The following is a 16,314-nucleotide window of genomic DNA, read 5'->3' on the forward strand; positions in this document are numbered from 1 at the left end:
TGCTTCCACGCATGTGTCCAGAGACGATTCCCTTTGGCCGCGCGAAGCCCTAAACTCCTGATATGACCGAATCAAAAGCCATGATCCTCGGCTGTGCCGGGAAATCGCTCACCCGCGAAGAAATCAATTTCTATCGCAATGAATGCCCGTGGGCCTTCATCCTGTTTGCCCGCAACATTGGCGAGACCGAGCAGATCCGCGATCTGGTCGCCGAGATGCGCGACTGTATCGGACGCCCGAACGCGCTGGTGTTCATCGACCAGGAAGGCGGCAGGGTGCAACGCCTGCGGCCGCCGCTGGCGCCGAACTATCCGGCGGGTGGGGCGCTTGGCGCGCTGTGGCGCGACGATCACGACGCCGGCGCCCGTGCCGCATGGCTGATGGCGCGCCTGCACGCCTTCGACCTCTTGCGCTACGGCATCACGGCGGATTGCCTGCCGGTGCTCGACGTGCCGATCGAAGGCGCCAGCGACGTCATCGGCGCGCGCGCCTATGGCAAGGAGCCGCGCCCGGTCACCGAACTCGGCCGCGCGGCGGCGGAAGGGCTGATGGCCGGCGGCGTGCTGCCGGTGATGAAGCATATTCCGGGGCATGGCAGAGCCTTTGCCGACACGCATTTCGAGCTGCCAATAGTCAACGCCTCGCTCAGCGATCTGCAACGGCATGACTTTGCCCCATTCCGGGAGCTTAACGACCTGCCGATGGCGATGACGGCGCATGTCGTCTACAGCGCCATCGACCCCAACAACCCGGCGACCACATCCGGCAAGGTCATCGACGAGATCATCCGCCGCGAGATCGGCTTCGATGGGTTGCTGATGAGCGACGATACCTCGATGAAGGCACTTTCTGGGGATTTCCCCACAAAGGCTGCCTCGATCCTTGCGGCGGGCTGCGATCTGGTCCTTCACTGCAATGGCGTTTTCGAGGAGATGGCGGGCATCGCCTCGCGCACCAAGGGGCTTGAGGGCAAGTCGCTGGAGCGCGCAAAGCGGGCACTGACCTATATAAAGAAACACGACGCGGTCGAGGAAACCGAGATACGCGCTGAATTCGCCACCTATTTCGATGCGGTGGCCTAACGAAGGGAAGTGACAGGGCAGTGGCGGAAACATTGGAAAGCAAGGCTGCGAAGGCCGCACCGATGGACCGCCTGTGGGCCGAGAACGACGATTCACGCGTCACCGGCGACCCGTCGCTGGTCGTCGACGTGGCCGGCTTCGAAGGTCCGCTCGATCTTCTCCTGCATCTTGCCCGGACCCAGAAGGTCGATCTGGCACGCATCTCGATCCTGGCGCTGGTCGAGCAGTATTTGACCTTTGTCGAGACGGCGAGGGCGCTGCGGCTCGAACTCGCGGCCGACTATCTGGTGATGGCGGCGTGGCTTGCCTTCCTCAAGTCGAAGCTCTTGATCCCAAAACAGCCGGGTGAAGAGGGCGAAAGCGGCGAGGAACTGGCGGCGGTTCTGCAATTCCGGCTGAAGCGGCTGGAAGCCATGCGTGACGCGTCGGCGCGCCTGGTCAACCGAAACCGGCTCGGCCGTGACGTGTTTGCGCGCGGCATGCCGGAAATGGTCATCATCGAGAAGCGCAACGCCTATTCGGCGTCGCTTTATGATTTGCTGACCGCCTATGCCCAGCAGCGGCAGAAGCAGGCAATCAACAATGTGACCATCGCCAGGCGTGGTGTCTGGTCGCTCAAGGACGCGCGCGACATCCTGACCCGGCTGGTCGGGGCTGTCAGCGACTGGACGACGCTGGAAAGCTTCCTGATCGTGTACATGACCAGCCCAGAGGAAAGGCGTACGGCGATCGCCAGTTCGTTTGCGGCAACATTGGAACTGGTGCGCGACGGCACGATGGATTTGCGGCAGGATCAGACGTTCGCACCGATCTATCTGCGCGGCCGCGTGCAGGCAATCAAGGCAGTCGAGGTGGCATCATGAGCGAACGCGCCAACGCTTCGGTTATCCCCTTCAAGGTGGATGATGGGCCGGAAGAGGGCGATCTCGACGAGGCTTCCGTCCAGAATCCGGCACAGAACCCGGCCGAGCGCCTGCATATGGCGGAAGCCGTGCGCATGGCAGAGGCGATTGTTTTCGCCAGCGCCGAGCCGGTCAGCGAAAAGCAGCTTGCCGCGCGCCTTCCCGACGGCATCAACATCGCCCTTGCCATGGCCGAGCTGCAGCAGGTCTATGCGCGGCGCGGCGTCAATCTGGTGCGCGTCGGCGACGCCTGGGCGTTCCGCACCGCCGGCGATCTCGCCTTCCTGATGAGCCGCGACACGGTGCAGCAGCGCAAGCTGTCGCGCGCGGCGCTCGAAGTGTTGGCGATCATCGCCTATCACCAGCCGGTGACGCGCGCCGAGATCGAGGACATCCGCGGTGTCGAGACGTCGAAGGGCACGCTGGACACGCTGCTCGAGACGGAATGGGTGCGCATGCGCGGCCGCCGCAAAACGCCTGGCCGTCCCGTCACTTACGGCACCACCGAAACCTTCCTCGACCATTTCGCGCTCGAGGAAATCCGCGATCTTCCCGGCATGGAGGAGCTGAAGGGGGCGGGCCTGCTTTCGGGCCGCATGCCGTCGAACTTCTCCATTCCGCAGCCGCCGGCCGACCCGGATGCGCTGACCGAGGACGAGGATCCGCTGACCGACATCGACCTCGAGGAACTCGGCCTTTTGACGCCGCGCGTCACGGAAGATTGACCATTGGCGCTCTGTCCAAGCGCGCCGATAGGTCGTAGATGCGCCGATTGGTAGCGGGCCAGCGAGTCGAAAAAGCGTGACATCCGTCACCCTTTCATAAACTCTGTCGCTGTTGTGTTTGAATCCCAACGCGAAAACGCATAGATCATCGCCAGGGAAAACATTCGAGAGAGATTTGCTATGGGTTCATTTTCGATTTGGCACTGGATGATCGTGCTGGTGATCGTGCTGCTGGTTTTCGGCCGCGGCAAGATTCCGGAACTGATGGGCGACATGGCCAAGGGTATCAAGAGCTTCAAGAAGGGCATGGCGGACGACGACGTCGCTGAGGACAAGCGCACCGTCGAACACCGTGCCGACGAGACCGTTTCGGCCGTGAAGGAAAAAGCCAGCAAGAGCTGAGCCAAAAGTTCTAGTCGGAACAGATTGCCATGTTTGAAGTCGGCTGGACCGAAATGCTGGTGATCGCGATCGTCATGATCGTGGTCGTCGGGCCGAAGGATTTGCCCAATATGCTGCGCACCTTCGGGCGCACGACGGCGAAGCTGCGCGCCATGGCGGCCGATTTCCAGAAGCAGTTCAACGAAGCGCTGAAGGAAGCCGAGCTCGACGACGTCAAGAAGTCGGTCGACGAGCTCAGGGGCCTCAGCCCCGTTGCCGAGATCAAGAAGCAGCTCAATCCGTTCGAGCAGGCGGCGTCCGATGTGCGCGCCGGTGTCGACGCAGCGATGAAGCCGAAGCCGGCCGCCGATCCGGCAACGCCCGCCGCTTCGACGGCACAGGCCGCCGAACCGCTGAAGAATGGCGCGACGGAAATGCCTGGCGTCAGCGGGCCAGAAACCACGCCAGCGGCCCCAATTTTCCCGGCGATGACCGATGAATCGGTGGTGACGGCATCCGTGGTGCCGAAGGCAGCTGCGGCCAAGAAAGCGACCAAGGCCGCGCCGGCAGCAAAAGCGCCGTCCAAGGTCGCGACTGCCGCGAAGCCGGTGACGGCAAAAGCCGCACCCGCGGTGACTGCAAAAGCTGCGCCCGCGGCCAAGGTGTCGGCAAAGGCCATGACCGCTGCAAAGCCTGCCGCAACCAAGACGCCTGCCGCCAAGCCGGCTGGTGCCAAGACCGTGGCGAAAGCCGAACCGAAGCCTGCCGCGGCGAAGAAGCCAGCGGCCAAAAAGACGGCTGGAGCCGCCAAGTGAGCGTTTCGGACAAGGAAAAGGACGAGATCGAAAAATCGTCCGCTCCCCTGATGGAGCATCTGATCGAGCTGCGCCGGCGCCTGATCTGGTCGCTGGGTGGCTTCTTCGTCGCCTTCCTGGTTTGTTTCTTCTTCGCCAAGCGGCTGTTCAACCTTCTGGTCGTCCCGTTCAAATGGGCGACGAAATGGGCTGGTCTCGATCCGCACAAGGTCGAGCTGATCTACACCGCGCCGCAGGAATTCTTCTTCACGCAGGTCAAGCTCGCCATGTTCGGCGGTATGGTCATCGCCTTTCCGCTGATCGCCACGCAGATCTACAAGTTCATCGCGCCCGGCCTCTACAAGAACGAGCGCAACGCTTTCCTGCCGTTCCTGATCGCATCGCCGATCCTGTTCCTGATGGGCGCTTCGCTGGTGTATTTCTTCTTCACGCCGATGGTGATGTGGTTCTTCCTCGCCATGCAGCAGGCCGGCACCGACGATCAGGTGCAGATTTCGCTGCTGCCGAAAGTGTCGGAATATCTCAGCCTGATCATGACGCTGATCTTCTCCTTCGGCTTGGTGTTCCAGCTGCCGGTGGTGACCAGCCTGATGACGCGTGTCGGCATGCTGTCGTCCAAGGCGCTGGCCGAGAAGCGCAAATGGGCGATCGTTATCGCCTTCATCGTTGCTGCCGTGCTGACACCGCCCGATCCGATGAGCCAGATCGGCCTGGCCATTCCGACCATCCTTCTCTACGAGGTCTCGATCTGGGCCGCGCGTTGGATCGAGCGTGACCAGGAAAAGCAGCGGGTTGCGCGCGAGAAGCAGGAAGCCGGCGAGACCGTGGCTGACAAAACACCGGACGAACCTCCAGCGCCGGCCGCTTCCTAAGAGGTCAGCGGCGGCGGAAAACGACAGCTGCCGCCCAGCCTCATCTTGCATCGATCAAGGATGCGGTTTACGCCCTCTGGCCTAGCTTGAGGACGAAAAAACCATGCTTGATATCAAATGGATTCGCGACAACCCGAAGGCCCTTGTCGAGGCGCTGGTGAAGCGCTCGTGGTCGGCGGCTGAGGCGCAGTCCACGGTCGACGGGCTGATCGCCTCAGACGAGGCGCGGCGCGAACACGTCACCGAACTGCAGACCAAGCAAGAGCGCCGCAATGCCGCCTCGAAGGAGATCGGCAACGCCATGCGTTCGGGCGATGCAGCGCTTGCGGAGAAACTGAAAGCCGAAGTCGGCGAGATAAAAACCTTCATCCAGAATGGCGAGGCGCGCGAGCGCGAACTCGACAAGGCTCTGAACGACGCGTTGGCAGTGCTGCCCAATGTGCCGCTCGACGACGTGCCGGTCGGCAAGGACGAGCACGACAATATCGTCAAACACATTGTCGGCACGGTGCCGACGCGGCCGAACTGGGTGAAGGAGCATTTTGAGATCGGCGAAGCGCTCGGCATGATGGATTTCGAACGGGCGGCAAAGCTGTCGGGCTCGCGTTTCACCGTGCTGAAGAGCGGCCTGGCGCGGATGGAACGAGCCATCGGCCAGTTCATGCTCGACCTGCACACGACCGAGCATGGCTATGAGGAAGTGATCCCGCCGCTGATGGTGCGCGACGAGGTGCTTTTCGGCACCAACCAGCTGCCGAAGTTCGAGGAAGACCTGTTCTTTGTGAAGCATGGGGAGGGCAGGCTCGGCCTGATCCCGACCGCCGAAGTGCCGCTCACCAACCTGGTGCGCGAAGAGATCACGGCGCATGAAAAACTGCCGTTGCGCTTCACCGCACTGACGCCATGTTTCCGCTCGGAAGCAGGTTCGGCCGGCCGCGACACGCGCGGCATGCTGCGCCAGCACCAGTTCTACAAGGTCGAGCTGGTGTCGATCACCGACCAGGAATCCTCGCTCGCCGAGCATGAGCGGATGACGCAATGCGCCGAGGAAGTGCTGAAGCGGCTGGAATTGCCGTTCCGCACCATGGTGCTGTGCACCGGCGACATGGGCTTTGGCGCGCGCAAGACCTATGACATCGAGGTCTGGCTGCCCGGCCAGAACGCCTATCGCGAAATCTCGTCCTGCTCGGTCTGCGGCGATTTCCAGGCGCGTCGCATGGATGCCCGCTACAAGGACAAGGATGGCAAGGGCAATCGCTTCGTCCACACGCTCAACGGTTCGGGCACCGCCGTCGGCCGCGCGCTCATAGCTGTCATCGAAAACTACCAGAATGAGGATGGCAGCGTAACCATTCCTGAAGTGCTGCGGCCTTACATGGGCGGTCTGGCAAAGATCGAAGCGAAATAATGCGCATTCTTCTGACCAATGATGACGGCATTCATGCCGAGGGCCTGGCGTCGCTCGAGCGCGTCGCCCGCACCCTGTCGGACGATGTCTGGGTGGTGGCGCCGGAGCAGGATCAGTCCGGCTATGCGCATTCGCTGTCGATCTCGGAGCCGCTGCGCTTGCGCAAGATCGGCGAGAAGCATTTTGCCGTGCGCGGCACGCCGACCGACTGCGTTATCATGGGGGTGAAGAAGATCCTGCCCGGCGCGCCGGACCTGATCCTGTCCGGCATCAATTCCGGCGCCAACATCGCCGACGATGTCACCTATTCCGGCACCGTCGCCGGCGCCATGGAAGGCGCGCTGCTCGGCATCCGCTCGATCGCGCTCAGCCAGGGCTATTCCTATGTCGGCGAGGATCGCGTCGTGCCCTACGAGACGACGGAGGCGCTGGCGCCGGCACTGCTGAAGAAGCTGGTCGCGACGCCATTGCCGGACGGCGTGTTGCTCAACGTCAATTTTCCCAACTGCCTTCCCGAGGAGGTCGCCGGCACGGTGGTCACCACGCAGGGCAAGCTCGTGCACAGCCTGTGGGTCGATGAGCGCCGTGACGGGCGCGGCCTGCCTTACTACTGGCTGCGCTTTGGCCGCGAGCCGGTCGAAGGCAAGCAAGGCACCGACCTCTACGCGCTGCGCAACCGCCTGGTGTCGGTGACGCCGTTGCAGCTCGACCTCACCGCGCATGAGATCCGTGACCAGCTGAGCAAGGCGCTTGCATGAACCTGCCAATCGATGACCGCGAAGGATTTGCCGCTTTCCTGTTGCGCCTGCGCGGCAGGGGAACGGTGCCGAAGGCGCTAATCGCGGCGTTCGAGGCGACGCCGCGACGCGGTTTCCTGGCGCCCCACTTCCACCAGATCGCCTGGTCGGACCGTATGCTGCCGATCGAATGCGGCGAGGCGATCGAAGGCGCCGACATGCAGGCGGCGGTCATCGCGGCCCTTGCCATCGAGGCGGGAAACCGTGTGCTCGAGATCGGCACCGGCTCCGGCTATACTTCGGCGGTGATGTCGCGGCTGGCGGCGCGTATCGTGACCGTCGATCGCTACAAGACGCTGGTCGAGCAAGCCAGACAGCGTTTCGAGGCACTCGGCATCGGCAATGTCATCGTGCGCCAGGCGGACGGCTCTGGCGGCCTGCCTGCCGAAGGGCCGTTCGACCGCATCGTCGTCTGGGCCGCCTTCGACAACCTGCCGCGCTTCCTGCTCGACCAATTGTCGAGCGGCGGCATCGTCATCGCGCCGATCGGGCCGGAGGAGGGCGAGCAGGTGCTGGCCAAGCTAACCAAGGTCGGCAGCCGTTTCGAGCGCGAGGACATCGGCATGGTGCGCCTGCAGCCGATCCTGCGCAGCGTCGCAGCGGTGATCTAGGCTCAACCGCCGAAGCGGTAGTTCAGGTGCAAGCCAACGAGATCGACGCTCTGGCTGATGTTGTCCGTGCCGAAGGGGAAGGGCAGCCCGACGGACGCGAAATCGGTGGTCTTGTCGGGCATGAACAGGTGATCGTATTCGATCGCAAGCGACCAATTCGGAGCAAAACCGTACTCAACACCGGCGCCTAGAGCGCCACCCCAGCGGGTCTGGTCATCGGTCGTGCCGGCAAGCGTATTGGGAGGAAATGTGGTGACGACCTCGAAATGGTTGCGCGTTACGGCGGCCCCGCCCTTGACGTAGACGAGGGCGTTGCTGAAGCTGTATCCGACCTGGGCAGTCAACAATCCAAACCCGTCGACGCGCGAGCGATTTGTAAAGACCGGGATAAATTCGGACTGATTGGAGCCCTTCAGATCGGCCCAATCGCCTTGCGCTTCCACCCCGAACACCCAGTCGTTGCGCTGCCAGCGATAGCCGACTTGCCCGCCGAGTGCGCCGCCGGTGGCGTTGTGACAGCCTTCGCTGAAAGACAGGCCGAAGAACGATGCGTCCCAGCAGGAGTGGCTCGATCCCCAGCCGCCATTGGCGCCGATATAGAGGCCGCTCCAGTCATAGCTGGCGGCGACCTGCGCCTCGGTGAGATCGGCGGCGGATGCGTGCCCAACGGCACCCAAAGCAGCGGCAGCCGTCACGGCAATCAGAAAACGTTTCATAGAAGTACCCCCCAAGCCCGCCCCGACCCTATCTGAACTCAACCCCGAAGTACCGTTACCCCAACGCAACAGGTGGGGTTATTTCAGAAGTGTCGCACGGACATGAACAAGCTTGCTGAAATACGAAGCATCCTTGAACAGGTGGCGCTGCCGCTCGATCCTCGCACTGGGTCCGTACCGATGATCCAGGTCTGCGCTACATCTTCAAGGGATGCCAGGCTCGGTTGCCGCAGACCAGCATTCCCGACCGACCAAGCCCGGGCCGCTGGCCACTCCGAGGTGGCCCCAAATGTTTTAAGAAAATTTTCGTCGGATTCTAATGGGTTAACCGCCCAGTAACATTAACGCGCTTTAATCCTGTCTCAGTTGGTGCAGCGTTTGTGCGGGTTAGTGCGATGCAACTCAGTGTTTTGAAGACAAACAGTCGCAATCTGGCGCGGGGCTGCGCTGTTCTCATGATTGCGGGTGCTGCCGCCGGGTGCAGTTCCCAGGCTTCGCGGTTCAACAGTGTCGACGATGTCTTCACTTCCTCGACCAACAATCAGCGCGCCATCATCAACAAGCAGGATGCCGTGCAGCCCTATCCGGGTGATGTCTCGGCCGCTCCGCTTGACGGCAGCCACACCCAGTCGGTCAGCCGCTCCAGCCTCGAGCCGGTTTCGAGCCGGCCGTTGCCGCCGCCCGTTTCAGCTCAGGCCGCGCCAGCACTCGCGCCTGCAGCCAATCCGGTGCGTGTCGCATCGGCACCGGCCATGGTTCGGCCTGCTCCCCATGTCGACAGGACGACAACCGGCACTGTCGAGCCGGCTGCGAAACCGTTCAAGAATGCCCAGCCCGACGCGCCGAAGATGGCAGAAGTGGGCAGGCCGCACGCGACCGAAATCGTCGTGCGGGACGGCGAAACGATCAATGGCATCGCGCTGCACTACAAGGTGCCGGCCGACGTCATCATGAAGGTGAACGGTCTGAGCGCAACCAAAGGGCTGAAGACGGGCCAGAAGTTGGTCATCCCTGCCTATGCGTATTCGAGCAAGGCCGAGCCGAAAGTCGCCGATGCAAAACCGGCGAAGGACGGCAAGCATGATCTGCCGGCCACCGCGCCGGACAAGGTCGCCGTGCTGCCGCAGCAGCCGAAGCTCAAGGAAGGTAAGGCCGCCGCTCAGGTCGATGCGTCAGCGGCCGCAAGCCAGCCCAAGGAGCCCAAGCCGGCGCAGGTCGCCAAGGCAACCGGCGCTGCGGGCACCTATACGGTCCAATCGGGCGACACGATGTCTTCGATTGCCAGGAAGACCGGCGTCGGCGTCGTTGCGCTGAAGCAGGCCAACGGCATGAAGGATGGTTTGCTCAAGATCGGCCAGACCCTGAAGGTGCCGGCCGGCGGAACCGCGACGGTCGCCAGCGCCAAGCCGGCGAAGGTCGATCCGGTAACCACAGCCACGACGCAGCCGGCAGCAAAGACCACGCCGTCGGAAACGCTGGCATCCTACACGCCGCCGAAAAAAGACGCGAAGGTCATTCAGCAGGCCGAGGACGACGACGCGGTGGCGCCGGACGCCACGGGTATCGGCAAGATGCGCTGGCCGGTGCGCGGCCGGGTGATCTCCGGCTTCGGAGCGGGCAAGGACGGCGTCGACATCGCGGTGCCCACGGGCACGCCGGTCAAGGCGGCCGAGAACGGCGTCGTCATCTATGCCGGCGACGGGCTCAAGGAATTCGGCAACACGGTGCTGGTGCGCCACGAGAACGGCCTGGTCACCGTCTACGGCCATGCCAGCTCGATCGAGGTGCAGCGCGGCCAGAAGGTCAAGCGCGGCCAGGAGATCGCATTGTCGGGCATGAGCGGCACGACGGACTCGCCGAAGCTGCACTTCGAAGTGCGCAAGAACTCTGCCCCGGTCGATCCGTCAGGCTATCTCGAATAGAATAAAAAAAGCGATTTGCGGGCCGTCTGACCTCCAGTCCGGCCCGCCGGCTCAGCCCGTTCCGCAAGGAGCGGGCTTTTTCAGTTTTGTCCAAAAGCCCGCTCGTAGGGTTTCACATATGATCGCGAAGCGTGTCGGCGATCATCTCCTCAAGGCTGCTAGCCTTCACGCCCAGAAGCGCCTCGGTGTCGGAGGAATCAACCAGCAGGGGGCTCTCGAAGAGGTAGCTCATCTCGATGAGCTCATGCATGCCCAAGGATTCCATCTCCGGGACGGAATAGGAACGTATAGCTGAAACCTCTCGTGCGAGCATCGCCGCGGTTTTCTGGATGAGATTCCGGGGTGAGGCGTGTTGCGAGGGAACGTGAAACGCCCGTCCCCATTCGCCCGTGTAACGGGAAGCCGCGACAAGTGTGCTCGCGACGTCCCTAGTGAAGCTCCAGGCATGAGTTGCGTCGAGGTCTCCAATGAAGGCGGTGGGCTTGCCCTCGATGATGGAGGGCAGCGCCACCAGTGAGAAGTAGCTGATCGCGCCGTGCCCGAGATAGTCGCTGGAGCGAATTTCGATCGCCGGCACATCGGCACGGACCGCCCGCTGCCACATCATCGTCCTGGCGGTTCCTTTCTTCGAAGTCGGGTCCAGCGACAGGTCGGAGCGAAGCGGGCTGTCGGCATTTTCCCCATAACCATAAAGGTTTCCGAGCACGATGAGCTTGGCGCCGGCCGCTTCGGCCGCGCGCACGGTACCGTCGATGATGGGGAAAAAGTCGGTCGGCCAGCGATGATATGTGGCCATGGCACACATGAAGATCGCATCGGCGCCTTGGCAGATACGCGACAGTTCCGAAGCATCCGTGGCGTCGACTTGCACGGCTCGCACGTTCCGCAACGCGTTTGAACCGACGCTTCGGCTTGTGAGAACGACCTCATGTCCTTCTTCGCTGAGAAGGCGAGCGGTCTCGCGACCAACCGGGCCTGCTCCGACAACAACATAGAAACTCATGGCAACCTCTCTTCCAAGCTTGATGGAGAGGCGTGAGTACATGTTCGCGGCATTGAAAATCGCGCGGGAATTGCCAAATCTTGAGCAGGTTTCGCCATGAATCGAGAGAGCATGCGTCCGCAATTCGCTCCGGCCCGATCTCCGTCCGACGTGACAATGGTTTCCCGGCATATCGAGGCGGGCGTCCATCGTCTTGCCCGGGCGCCACACCATCGCATCATGGTGCACGCAAGCGCGGCGACACGCTCCTATTGCAATCAGGTTGGACGATATTTCGTCAGGCGCGCCGGCGATATCGACCTGGTGCCGGCAGGCGAGGAGGGTGGTTTCGAGGCTGAGACCGCGTTCGAGACGATCGAGATCGACTTGCAGCCAGCCTTGATGGAAAGGGTAGCGGCGGAACTTGGCGGCAGGGCGCTGGTGACGCGGCTCGACACGCGCCATTTGCTTCGTGACCAGCGCATCGAGCATCTTGCTCGAGCACTTCAGAGCGATCTCGATGTAGGCGCGCCGAGCGGCTCACTGTTTGCCGACAGCATTGGCGCTGCGCTCGCGGTGAGGCTGCTTGGCGTCGACGATATAGACACCGATCGAACGAACCGGCTGTCGGATACCCAGCTCAAGCGCGTCCTGGAATACATCGAGGACGCTCTCCATGAGCCGCTTTCAATCCATCGGCTAAGCCGGGTTGCCGGTGCGAGCAGCTCGCATTTGCGGACATGGTTCAAGGTGGCGACGGGCGTCACCCTGCATCGCTACGTGTTGCATCGTCGCGTCGAACGTGCGCGTATGCTGCTGCAGCAGGGCGATCTCAGCACAAGCGAGGTTGCGGAATTGACGGGCTTCGCGCACCAGTCGCATCTGGCGCATTGGATGCGCCGCGAGATCGGCCAGACGCCGCGCGATTTGCGGCGGGCGCGGCCGCCCAAATGACATCCTGGATTGTGCTTTAGCGACGCGGTCAATCCTTCAGCGGCTTGCCAAGCCGGCCGGCCAGGTCCTGCGTGAACTGCCAGGCGACGCGACCCGAGCGGCTGCCGCGCGTGGTCGCCCATTCCAGCGCCTCTGCCCGCAACTGCTCGGGATCGATGTCGAGGCCGTGATGGCTGGCATAGCCGTTGATCATCTCGAGATATTCGTCCTGCGAACATTTGTGGAAGCCGAGCCAAAGTCCGAAACGGTCGGACAGCGAGACCTTTTCCTCGACCGCTTCGGACGGGTTGATGGCGGTCGAACGCTCATTGTCGATCATGTCGCGCGGCAACAGATGACGGCGGTTCGAGGTGGCGTAGAAGATGACGTTGGCCGGGCGGCCTTCGACGCCGCCTTCGAGCGCCGCCTTCAGAGACTTGTAGGAGGTGTCGTCATGATCGAAGGACAGGTCGTCGCAAAACAGGATGACGCGGAAGGGGGCCGCCTTCAGCAAACCCATCAGCTTCGGCAGCGTGTTGATGTCCTCGCGGTGGATTTCGATCAGCTTCAGCGGCAGGTCGGACTTGGCCTTGGCATTGATCTCGGCATGCACGGCCTTGACCAGCGACGATTTGCCCATGCCGCGCGCGCCCCACAACAGCACGTTGTTGGCAGCAAAGCCGGCGGCGAAGCGCTCTGTGTTGTCGACAAGGATGTCGCGGACACGGTCGACGCCGCGGATCAGGCCGATATCGACCCGGTTGACCTTGCGCACCGGCTCCAGATAGCCCGGATCGGCCTGCCAGACGAAGCAGTCGGCCTCGCCGAGGTCGGTTTGAGGCACCGGCGGCGGGGCGAGACGGCCGACAGCCTCGATCAGGCGGTCAAGTTTCTTGTTGAGGGCGTCGATGCTGCTGTCGGTCATTTCAGGTCTTTTTGGTTCGTTTCCTGGGGCGGGCAGGTTGGGCACGTTCGAATCCGTCGGATTCGAAACCGGTTCCAACCTTTTGTTCGAGCGTGATCTTTTCGGAAAACCGGCTCGCGCTTTTCGCGGTCATGCTCTAACACGGCTCAACAAGCCGGAAAAGCAGCCGATTTGGCTGGCCGCGCAGTTGCATTGACAACTTTACCGACTATATTCCGGCCAAATTTCAAGGGGCCGCCAAACTCCGCAGGACGGTTGGCGGCTGTTTTCAAAATTCAGGAGTACTTTCGATGTTCGTGACACCGGCATACGCCCAAGGCATCGGCGGCGCCTCTCCCGATATGCTCATCAGCATTTTGCCGTTTGTCCTGATTTTCGTGATCATGTATTTTCTGATCATCCGCCCGCAGCGCACGCAGCTGAAGAAGCGCGGCGAGATGCTGGCGGCGGTCCGTCGCGGCGACACGGTCGTCACCGGCGGCGGTTTCGTCGGCAAGGTGACGAAGGTGATCGATGACAACGAGCTCGAGATCGACCTCGGTGGCGGCACCAAGGTCACGGCGCTGCGCTCGACGATCGCCGATGTGCGCGTCAAGGGCGAACCGGTAGCCAACCAGAACGCCAAGAAGTAATCCAATTCCAGGCGGAGCGATCCGCGGACACGCTCTGACGGACGACGCCATATGCTGTATTTTTCGCGCTTCAAGATGATCCTGATCTGGGTGGCCGTGGCCATCACAGTGATCCTCGCCGCGCCCAATCTGTTCCCCACCAGCACGCTGGCTCAGCTGCCGAGTTGGGTGCCGAAGCGGCAGATGACGCTCGGCCTCGATTTGCAGGGCGGTTCGCACATCCTGCTCGAGATGAACCAGAACGATCTGATCAAGGATCGGCTGGAGACGACACGTGACGAAATCCGCACGCTGCTGCGCGACGCCAAGATCGGCTATACCGGCCTTGCCGGCACCGGGCGGACCTTGCAGGTCCGCATCACGGATCCAGCCCAACTCGACGCCGCAAAGACGGCGTTGAAGACCTTGACCGATCCTGTCGCCGCCGGCCTGTTCACCGGCGGTTCCATCCAGGAAATGGCGCTGGACGATTCCGAACCGGGCCTGCTCAAGTTCACCGTTACCGACGCCGGCATCAAATACCGCACATCGACCGCACTGGCGCAATCGATCGAAGTGGTCGAGCGCCGCGTCAACGAACTCGGCACCACCGAGCCTATCGTGCAGCGGCAAGGCGACGACCGCATCCTTGTCCAGGTTCCGGGCCTGCAGGATCCGCAGCGGCTGAAGGAAATTCTCGGCCAGACCGCAAAGCTGACCTTCCAGATGGTCGACCAGTCGATGCCGGTGCAGGACGCGCTCAAGGGGCGCCCGCCCGCCGGCTCCTCGGTGCTCTATTCCCAGGACGATCCGCCGGTTCCGTATCTGATTGAAAACCGCGTCATCGTTTCGGGCGAAAACCTGGTCGACGCGCAGGCGACATACAATTCGCAGAACAACGAGCCGGTGGTTTCGTTCCGCTTCGATTCGAAAGGTGCCGCCCGCTTCGGCCAGGCAACCTCGCAGAATGTCGGCAAGCTGTTCGCCATCATCCTCGACAACCAGGTGATCTCGGCGCCGCAGATCCGTGAACCGATCCTCGGCGGCACCGGCCAGATTTCCGGTAATTTCACCGCCCAGAGCGCCAACGACCTGGCCGTACTGTTGCGCGCCGGCGCGCTGCCGGCGACATTGACGGTCATCGAAGAGCGCACTGTAGGTCCGGGCCTTGGCCAGGATTCGATCCATGCCGGCAAGGTCGCCGGCATCATCGGCTCGATCCTCGTCGTTGCGTTCATGTTCGTCGCCTACGGCTTCCTCGGTTTCCTCGCCAACATCGCGCTGGCGGTGCACGTGGCGATGATTGTCGGGCTGTTGTCGCTGCTTGGGGCGACGCTGACCTTGCCTGGTATTGCCGGTATCGTGCTGACCATCGGCATGGCGGTCGATTCCAACGTGCTGATCTACGAGCGTATCCGCGAGGAACGACGTGCCGGCCGCTCTGTGATCCAGGCGATCGACACCGGCTTCTCGAAGGCGCTGGCGACCATCGTTGATTCCAACGTCACATCGCTGATCGCCACGGTGGTGCTGTTCTATCTCGGCACCGGCCCGGTGAAGGGCTTTGCCATCACCTACGCCATCGGTATCCTGACCACGGTCTTCACCGCTTTCACCTTCACGCGCCTGCTGGTGTCGATCTGGCTGCGCCGCGCCCGTCCGAAGGAACTGCCGAAGGCGCCGGTGACCTTCATTCCGCCGGGCACGAAGATTCCCTTCATGGGCATTCGCCGCTGGACGTTCGCGCTGTCGAGCTTCCTGTCGGTGCTGTCCGTGGTGCTGTTCATGACGGTCGACATCAATTACGGCATCGACTTCAAGGGCGGCTCGATGATCGAGGTGAAGGCCAAGAGCGGCGATGCCAATATCGGCGACATCCGCAGCCGATTGATGGAGCTCAACATCGGCGAAGTGCAGGTGCAGCAGTTCGGCGCGCCGAACGACGTGCTGATCCGCGTCGGCACGCAGGATGGCGGCGAGAATGCCGAGCAGACGGTCATCGACAAGGTGCGCGGCGAGCTGCAGGACCAGTATGATTTCCGCCGCGTCGAAGTGGTGGGACCGACGGTCTCCGGCGAACTGGCCAAGCAAGGCACCATGGCCATGCTGGTCGCGCTGATCGGCATCCTGGTCTATGTCTGGTTCCGTTTCGAGTGGCAGTTCGCGGTCGGTGCTATCGTGGCGACGGTGCACGACGTGGTCATGACGCTCGGCTTCTTCGTCATCACCGGGCTGGAGTTCAACCAGTCGTCGCTGGCGGCGATCCTGACCATTATCGGCTATTCGCTGAACGATACGATCGTGGTCTATGACCGCGTCCGCGAGGATCTGCGAAAATACAAGCGAATGCCGCTGCCGCAGTTGTTGAACAATGCCATCAACGAGACGCTGTCGCGAACGACGCTGACCTCGGTGACGACAATCCTGGCGCTGTTGGCGCTGGTGCTGTTCGGCGGCGAAGTCATCCGCTCCTTCACCATGGCGATGCTGTTCGGTGTTGTCTTCGGCACCTATTCGTCGATCTTCATCGCCGCACCGCTGCTGATCCTGTTCAAGCTGCGGCCGCAGGCTTCGGCCGATGAGGAGAAGCCGGTCAGCGGCGGCAAGGCGGTCGCGACCTGACGCGCGGCCC

17 protein-coding genes are annotated in these 16,314 nt (G+C 62.5%); 14 read left to right on the forward strand and 3 right to left on the reverse strand.

From position 1 onward, the window contains the following. Window positions 1-62 precede the first annotated feature (62 nt). The 9 genes from nagZ to AC1DX4_RS21940 all read left to right on the forward strand — a co-directional run bounded on the left by nagZ (window position 63) and on the right by AC1DX4_RS21940 (window position 7,593). The gene (nagZ, locus tag AC1DX4_RS21900) at window positions 63-1,082 is read left to right on the forward strand and encodes a beta-N-acetylhexosaminidase (protein ID WP_477222262.1); all 1,020 of its coding nucleotides are present in this window, start codon (window positions 63-65) and stop codon (window positions 1,080-1,082) included. Window positions 1,083-1,144: 62 nt separating this feature from the next. Beyond that, complete coding sequence (locus tag AC1DX4_RS21905; RefSeq protein WP_475460436.1) at window positions 1,145-1,945, forward strand: segregation and condensation protein A; 801 nt, start codon at window positions 1,145-1,147, stop codon at window positions 1,943-1,945. Next, window positions 1,942-2,709 carry an SMC-Scp complex subunit ScpB gene (gene scpB / locus AC1DX4_RS21910; RefSeq protein ID WP_477222263.1) on the forward strand — a complete coding sequence of 256 codons (768 nt, stop codon included), beginning with the start codon at window positions 1,942-1,944 and terminating at the stop codon, window positions 2,707-2,709. Before AC1DX4_RS21905 ends, scpB begins: the two co-directional genes overlap by 4 nt. Before the next feature lie 180 nt (window positions 2,710-2,889). Next, window positions 2,890-3,111 (forward strand): twin-arginine translocase TatA/TatE family subunit, encoded by a 222-nt coding sequence (locus AC1DX4_RS21915; RefSeq protein ID WP_013895102.1) that lies wholly within the window; start codon window positions 2,890-2,892, stop codon window positions 3,109-3,111. 29 nt (window positions 3,112-3,140) lie between these two features. Next, window positions 3,141-3,905, forward strand: coding sequence for a Sec-independent protein translocase protein TatB (gene tatB / locus AC1DX4_RS21920; RefSeq protein ID WP_477222264.1), 765 nt, complete (start codon window positions 3,141-3,143; stop codon window positions 3,903-3,905). Next, a complete protein-coding gene (tatC, locus tag AC1DX4_RS21925; RefSeq protein ID WP_477222265.1) occupies window positions 3,902-4,777 on the forward strand; it encodes a twin-arginine translocase subunit TatC in 876 nt (291 codons plus the stop codon). Before tatB ends, tatC begins: the two co-directional genes overlap by 4 nt. A 103-nt stretch (window positions 4,778-4,880) precedes the next feature. Further along, a complete protein-coding gene (gene serS, locus AC1DX4_RS21930) occupies window positions 4,881-6,185 on the forward strand; it encodes a serine--tRNA ligase (protein WP_477222266.1) in 1,305 nt (434 codons plus the stop codon). Beyond that, on the forward strand, window positions 6,185-6,943 hold the full coding sequence (gene surE, locus AC1DX4_RS21935; RefSeq protein WP_027039151.1) for a 5'/3'-nucleotidase SurE: 759 nt from the start codon (window positions 6,185-6,187) through the stop codon (window positions 6,941-6,943). The genes serS and surE overlap by 1 nt, the downstream gene beginning before the upstream one ends. Further along, the gene (locus AC1DX4_RS21940) at window positions 6,940-7,593 is read left to right on the forward strand and encodes a protein-L-isoaspartate(D-aspartate) O-methyltransferase (protein WP_477222267.1); all 654 of its coding nucleotides are present in this window, start codon (window positions 6,940-6,942) and stop codon (window positions 7,591-7,593) included. The genes surE and AC1DX4_RS21940 overlap by 4 nt, the downstream gene beginning before the upstream one ends. 2 nt (window positions 7,594-7,595) lie before the next feature. Here the strand turns inward: AC1DX4_RS21940 and AC1DX4_RS21945 are convergent, their stop codons facing one another. Next, the gene (locus tag AC1DX4_RS21945) at window positions 7,596-8,309 is read right to left on the reverse strand and encodes an outer membrane protein (RefSeq protein ID WP_477222268.1); all 714 of its coding nucleotides are present in this window, start codon (window positions 8,307-8,309) and stop codon (window positions 7,596-7,598) included. A 395-nt stretch (window positions 8,310-8,704) separates the two neighbouring features. On the opposite strand from AC1DX4_RS21945, the gene AC1DX4_RS21950 reads away from it, so the two are divergent. Further along, window positions 8,705-10,231, forward strand: a complete 1,527-nt coding sequence (locus AC1DX4_RS21950; protein WP_477222269.1) for a peptidoglycan DD-metalloendopeptidase family protein — start codon at window positions 8,705-8,707, stop codon at window positions 10,229-10,231. Window positions 10,232-10,343: 112 nt separating this feature from the next. On the opposite strand, the gene AC1DX4_RS21955 is transcribed toward AC1DX4_RS21950, so the two are convergent. Next, the gene (locus AC1DX4_RS21955; protein WP_477222270.1) at window positions 10,344-11,234 is read right to left on the reverse strand and encodes an NAD-dependent epimerase/dehydratase family protein; all 891 of its coding nucleotides are present in this window, start codon (window positions 11,232-11,234) and stop codon (window positions 10,344-10,346) included. A 111-nt stretch (window positions 11,235-11,345) separates the two neighbouring features. Between AC1DX4_RS21955 and AC1DX4_RS21960 the strand changes: the two genes are divergently transcribed. Then, complete coding sequence (locus tag AC1DX4_RS21960; RefSeq protein ID WP_477222271.1) at window positions 11,346-12,167, forward strand: helix-turn-helix domain-containing protein; 822 nt, start codon at window positions 11,346-11,348, stop codon at window positions 12,165-12,167. A 28-nt stretch (window positions 12,168-12,195) separates the two neighbouring features. On the opposite strand, the gene AC1DX4_RS21965 is transcribed toward AC1DX4_RS21960, so the two are convergent. Beyond that, window positions 12,196-13,071 carry an ATP-binding protein gene (locus AC1DX4_RS21965; protein WP_477222272.1) on the reverse strand — a complete coding sequence of 292 codons (876 nt, stop codon included), beginning with the start codon at window positions 13,069-13,071 and terminating at the stop codon, window positions 12,196-12,198. On the opposite strand from AC1DX4_RS21965, the gene AC1DX4_RS21970 reads away from it, so the two are divergent. The 3 genes from AC1DX4_RS21970 to secDF all read left to right on the forward strand — a co-directional run bounded on the left by AC1DX4_RS21970 (window position 13,055) and on the right by secDF (window position 16,304). Next, on the forward strand, window positions 13,055-13,267 hold the full coding sequence (locus AC1DX4_RS21970) for a hypothetical protein (protein WP_477222273.1): 213 nt from the start codon (window positions 13,055-13,057) through the stop codon (window positions 13,265-13,267). The genes AC1DX4_RS21965 and AC1DX4_RS21970 overlap by 17 nt on opposite strands. Window positions 13,268-13,361: 94 nt before the next feature. Continuing rightward, complete coding sequence (yajC, locus tag AC1DX4_RS21975; protein ID WP_027043763.1) at window positions 13,362-13,703, forward strand: preprotein translocase subunit YajC; 342 nt, start codon at window positions 13,362-13,364, stop codon at window positions 13,701-13,703. Window positions 13,704-13,754: 51 nt separating this feature from the next. Next, window positions 13,755-16,304: a protein translocase subunit SecDF gene (gene secDF, locus AC1DX4_RS21980; protein WP_477222274.1), complete on the forward strand. Its 2,550-nt coding sequence runs from the start codon at window positions 13,755-13,757 to the stop codon at window positions 16,302-16,304. Window positions 16,305-16,314: the final 10 nt, after the last annotated feature.

The sequence above is a fragment of the Mesorhizobium sp. P3_A8 genome (genome assembly GCF_056402995.1).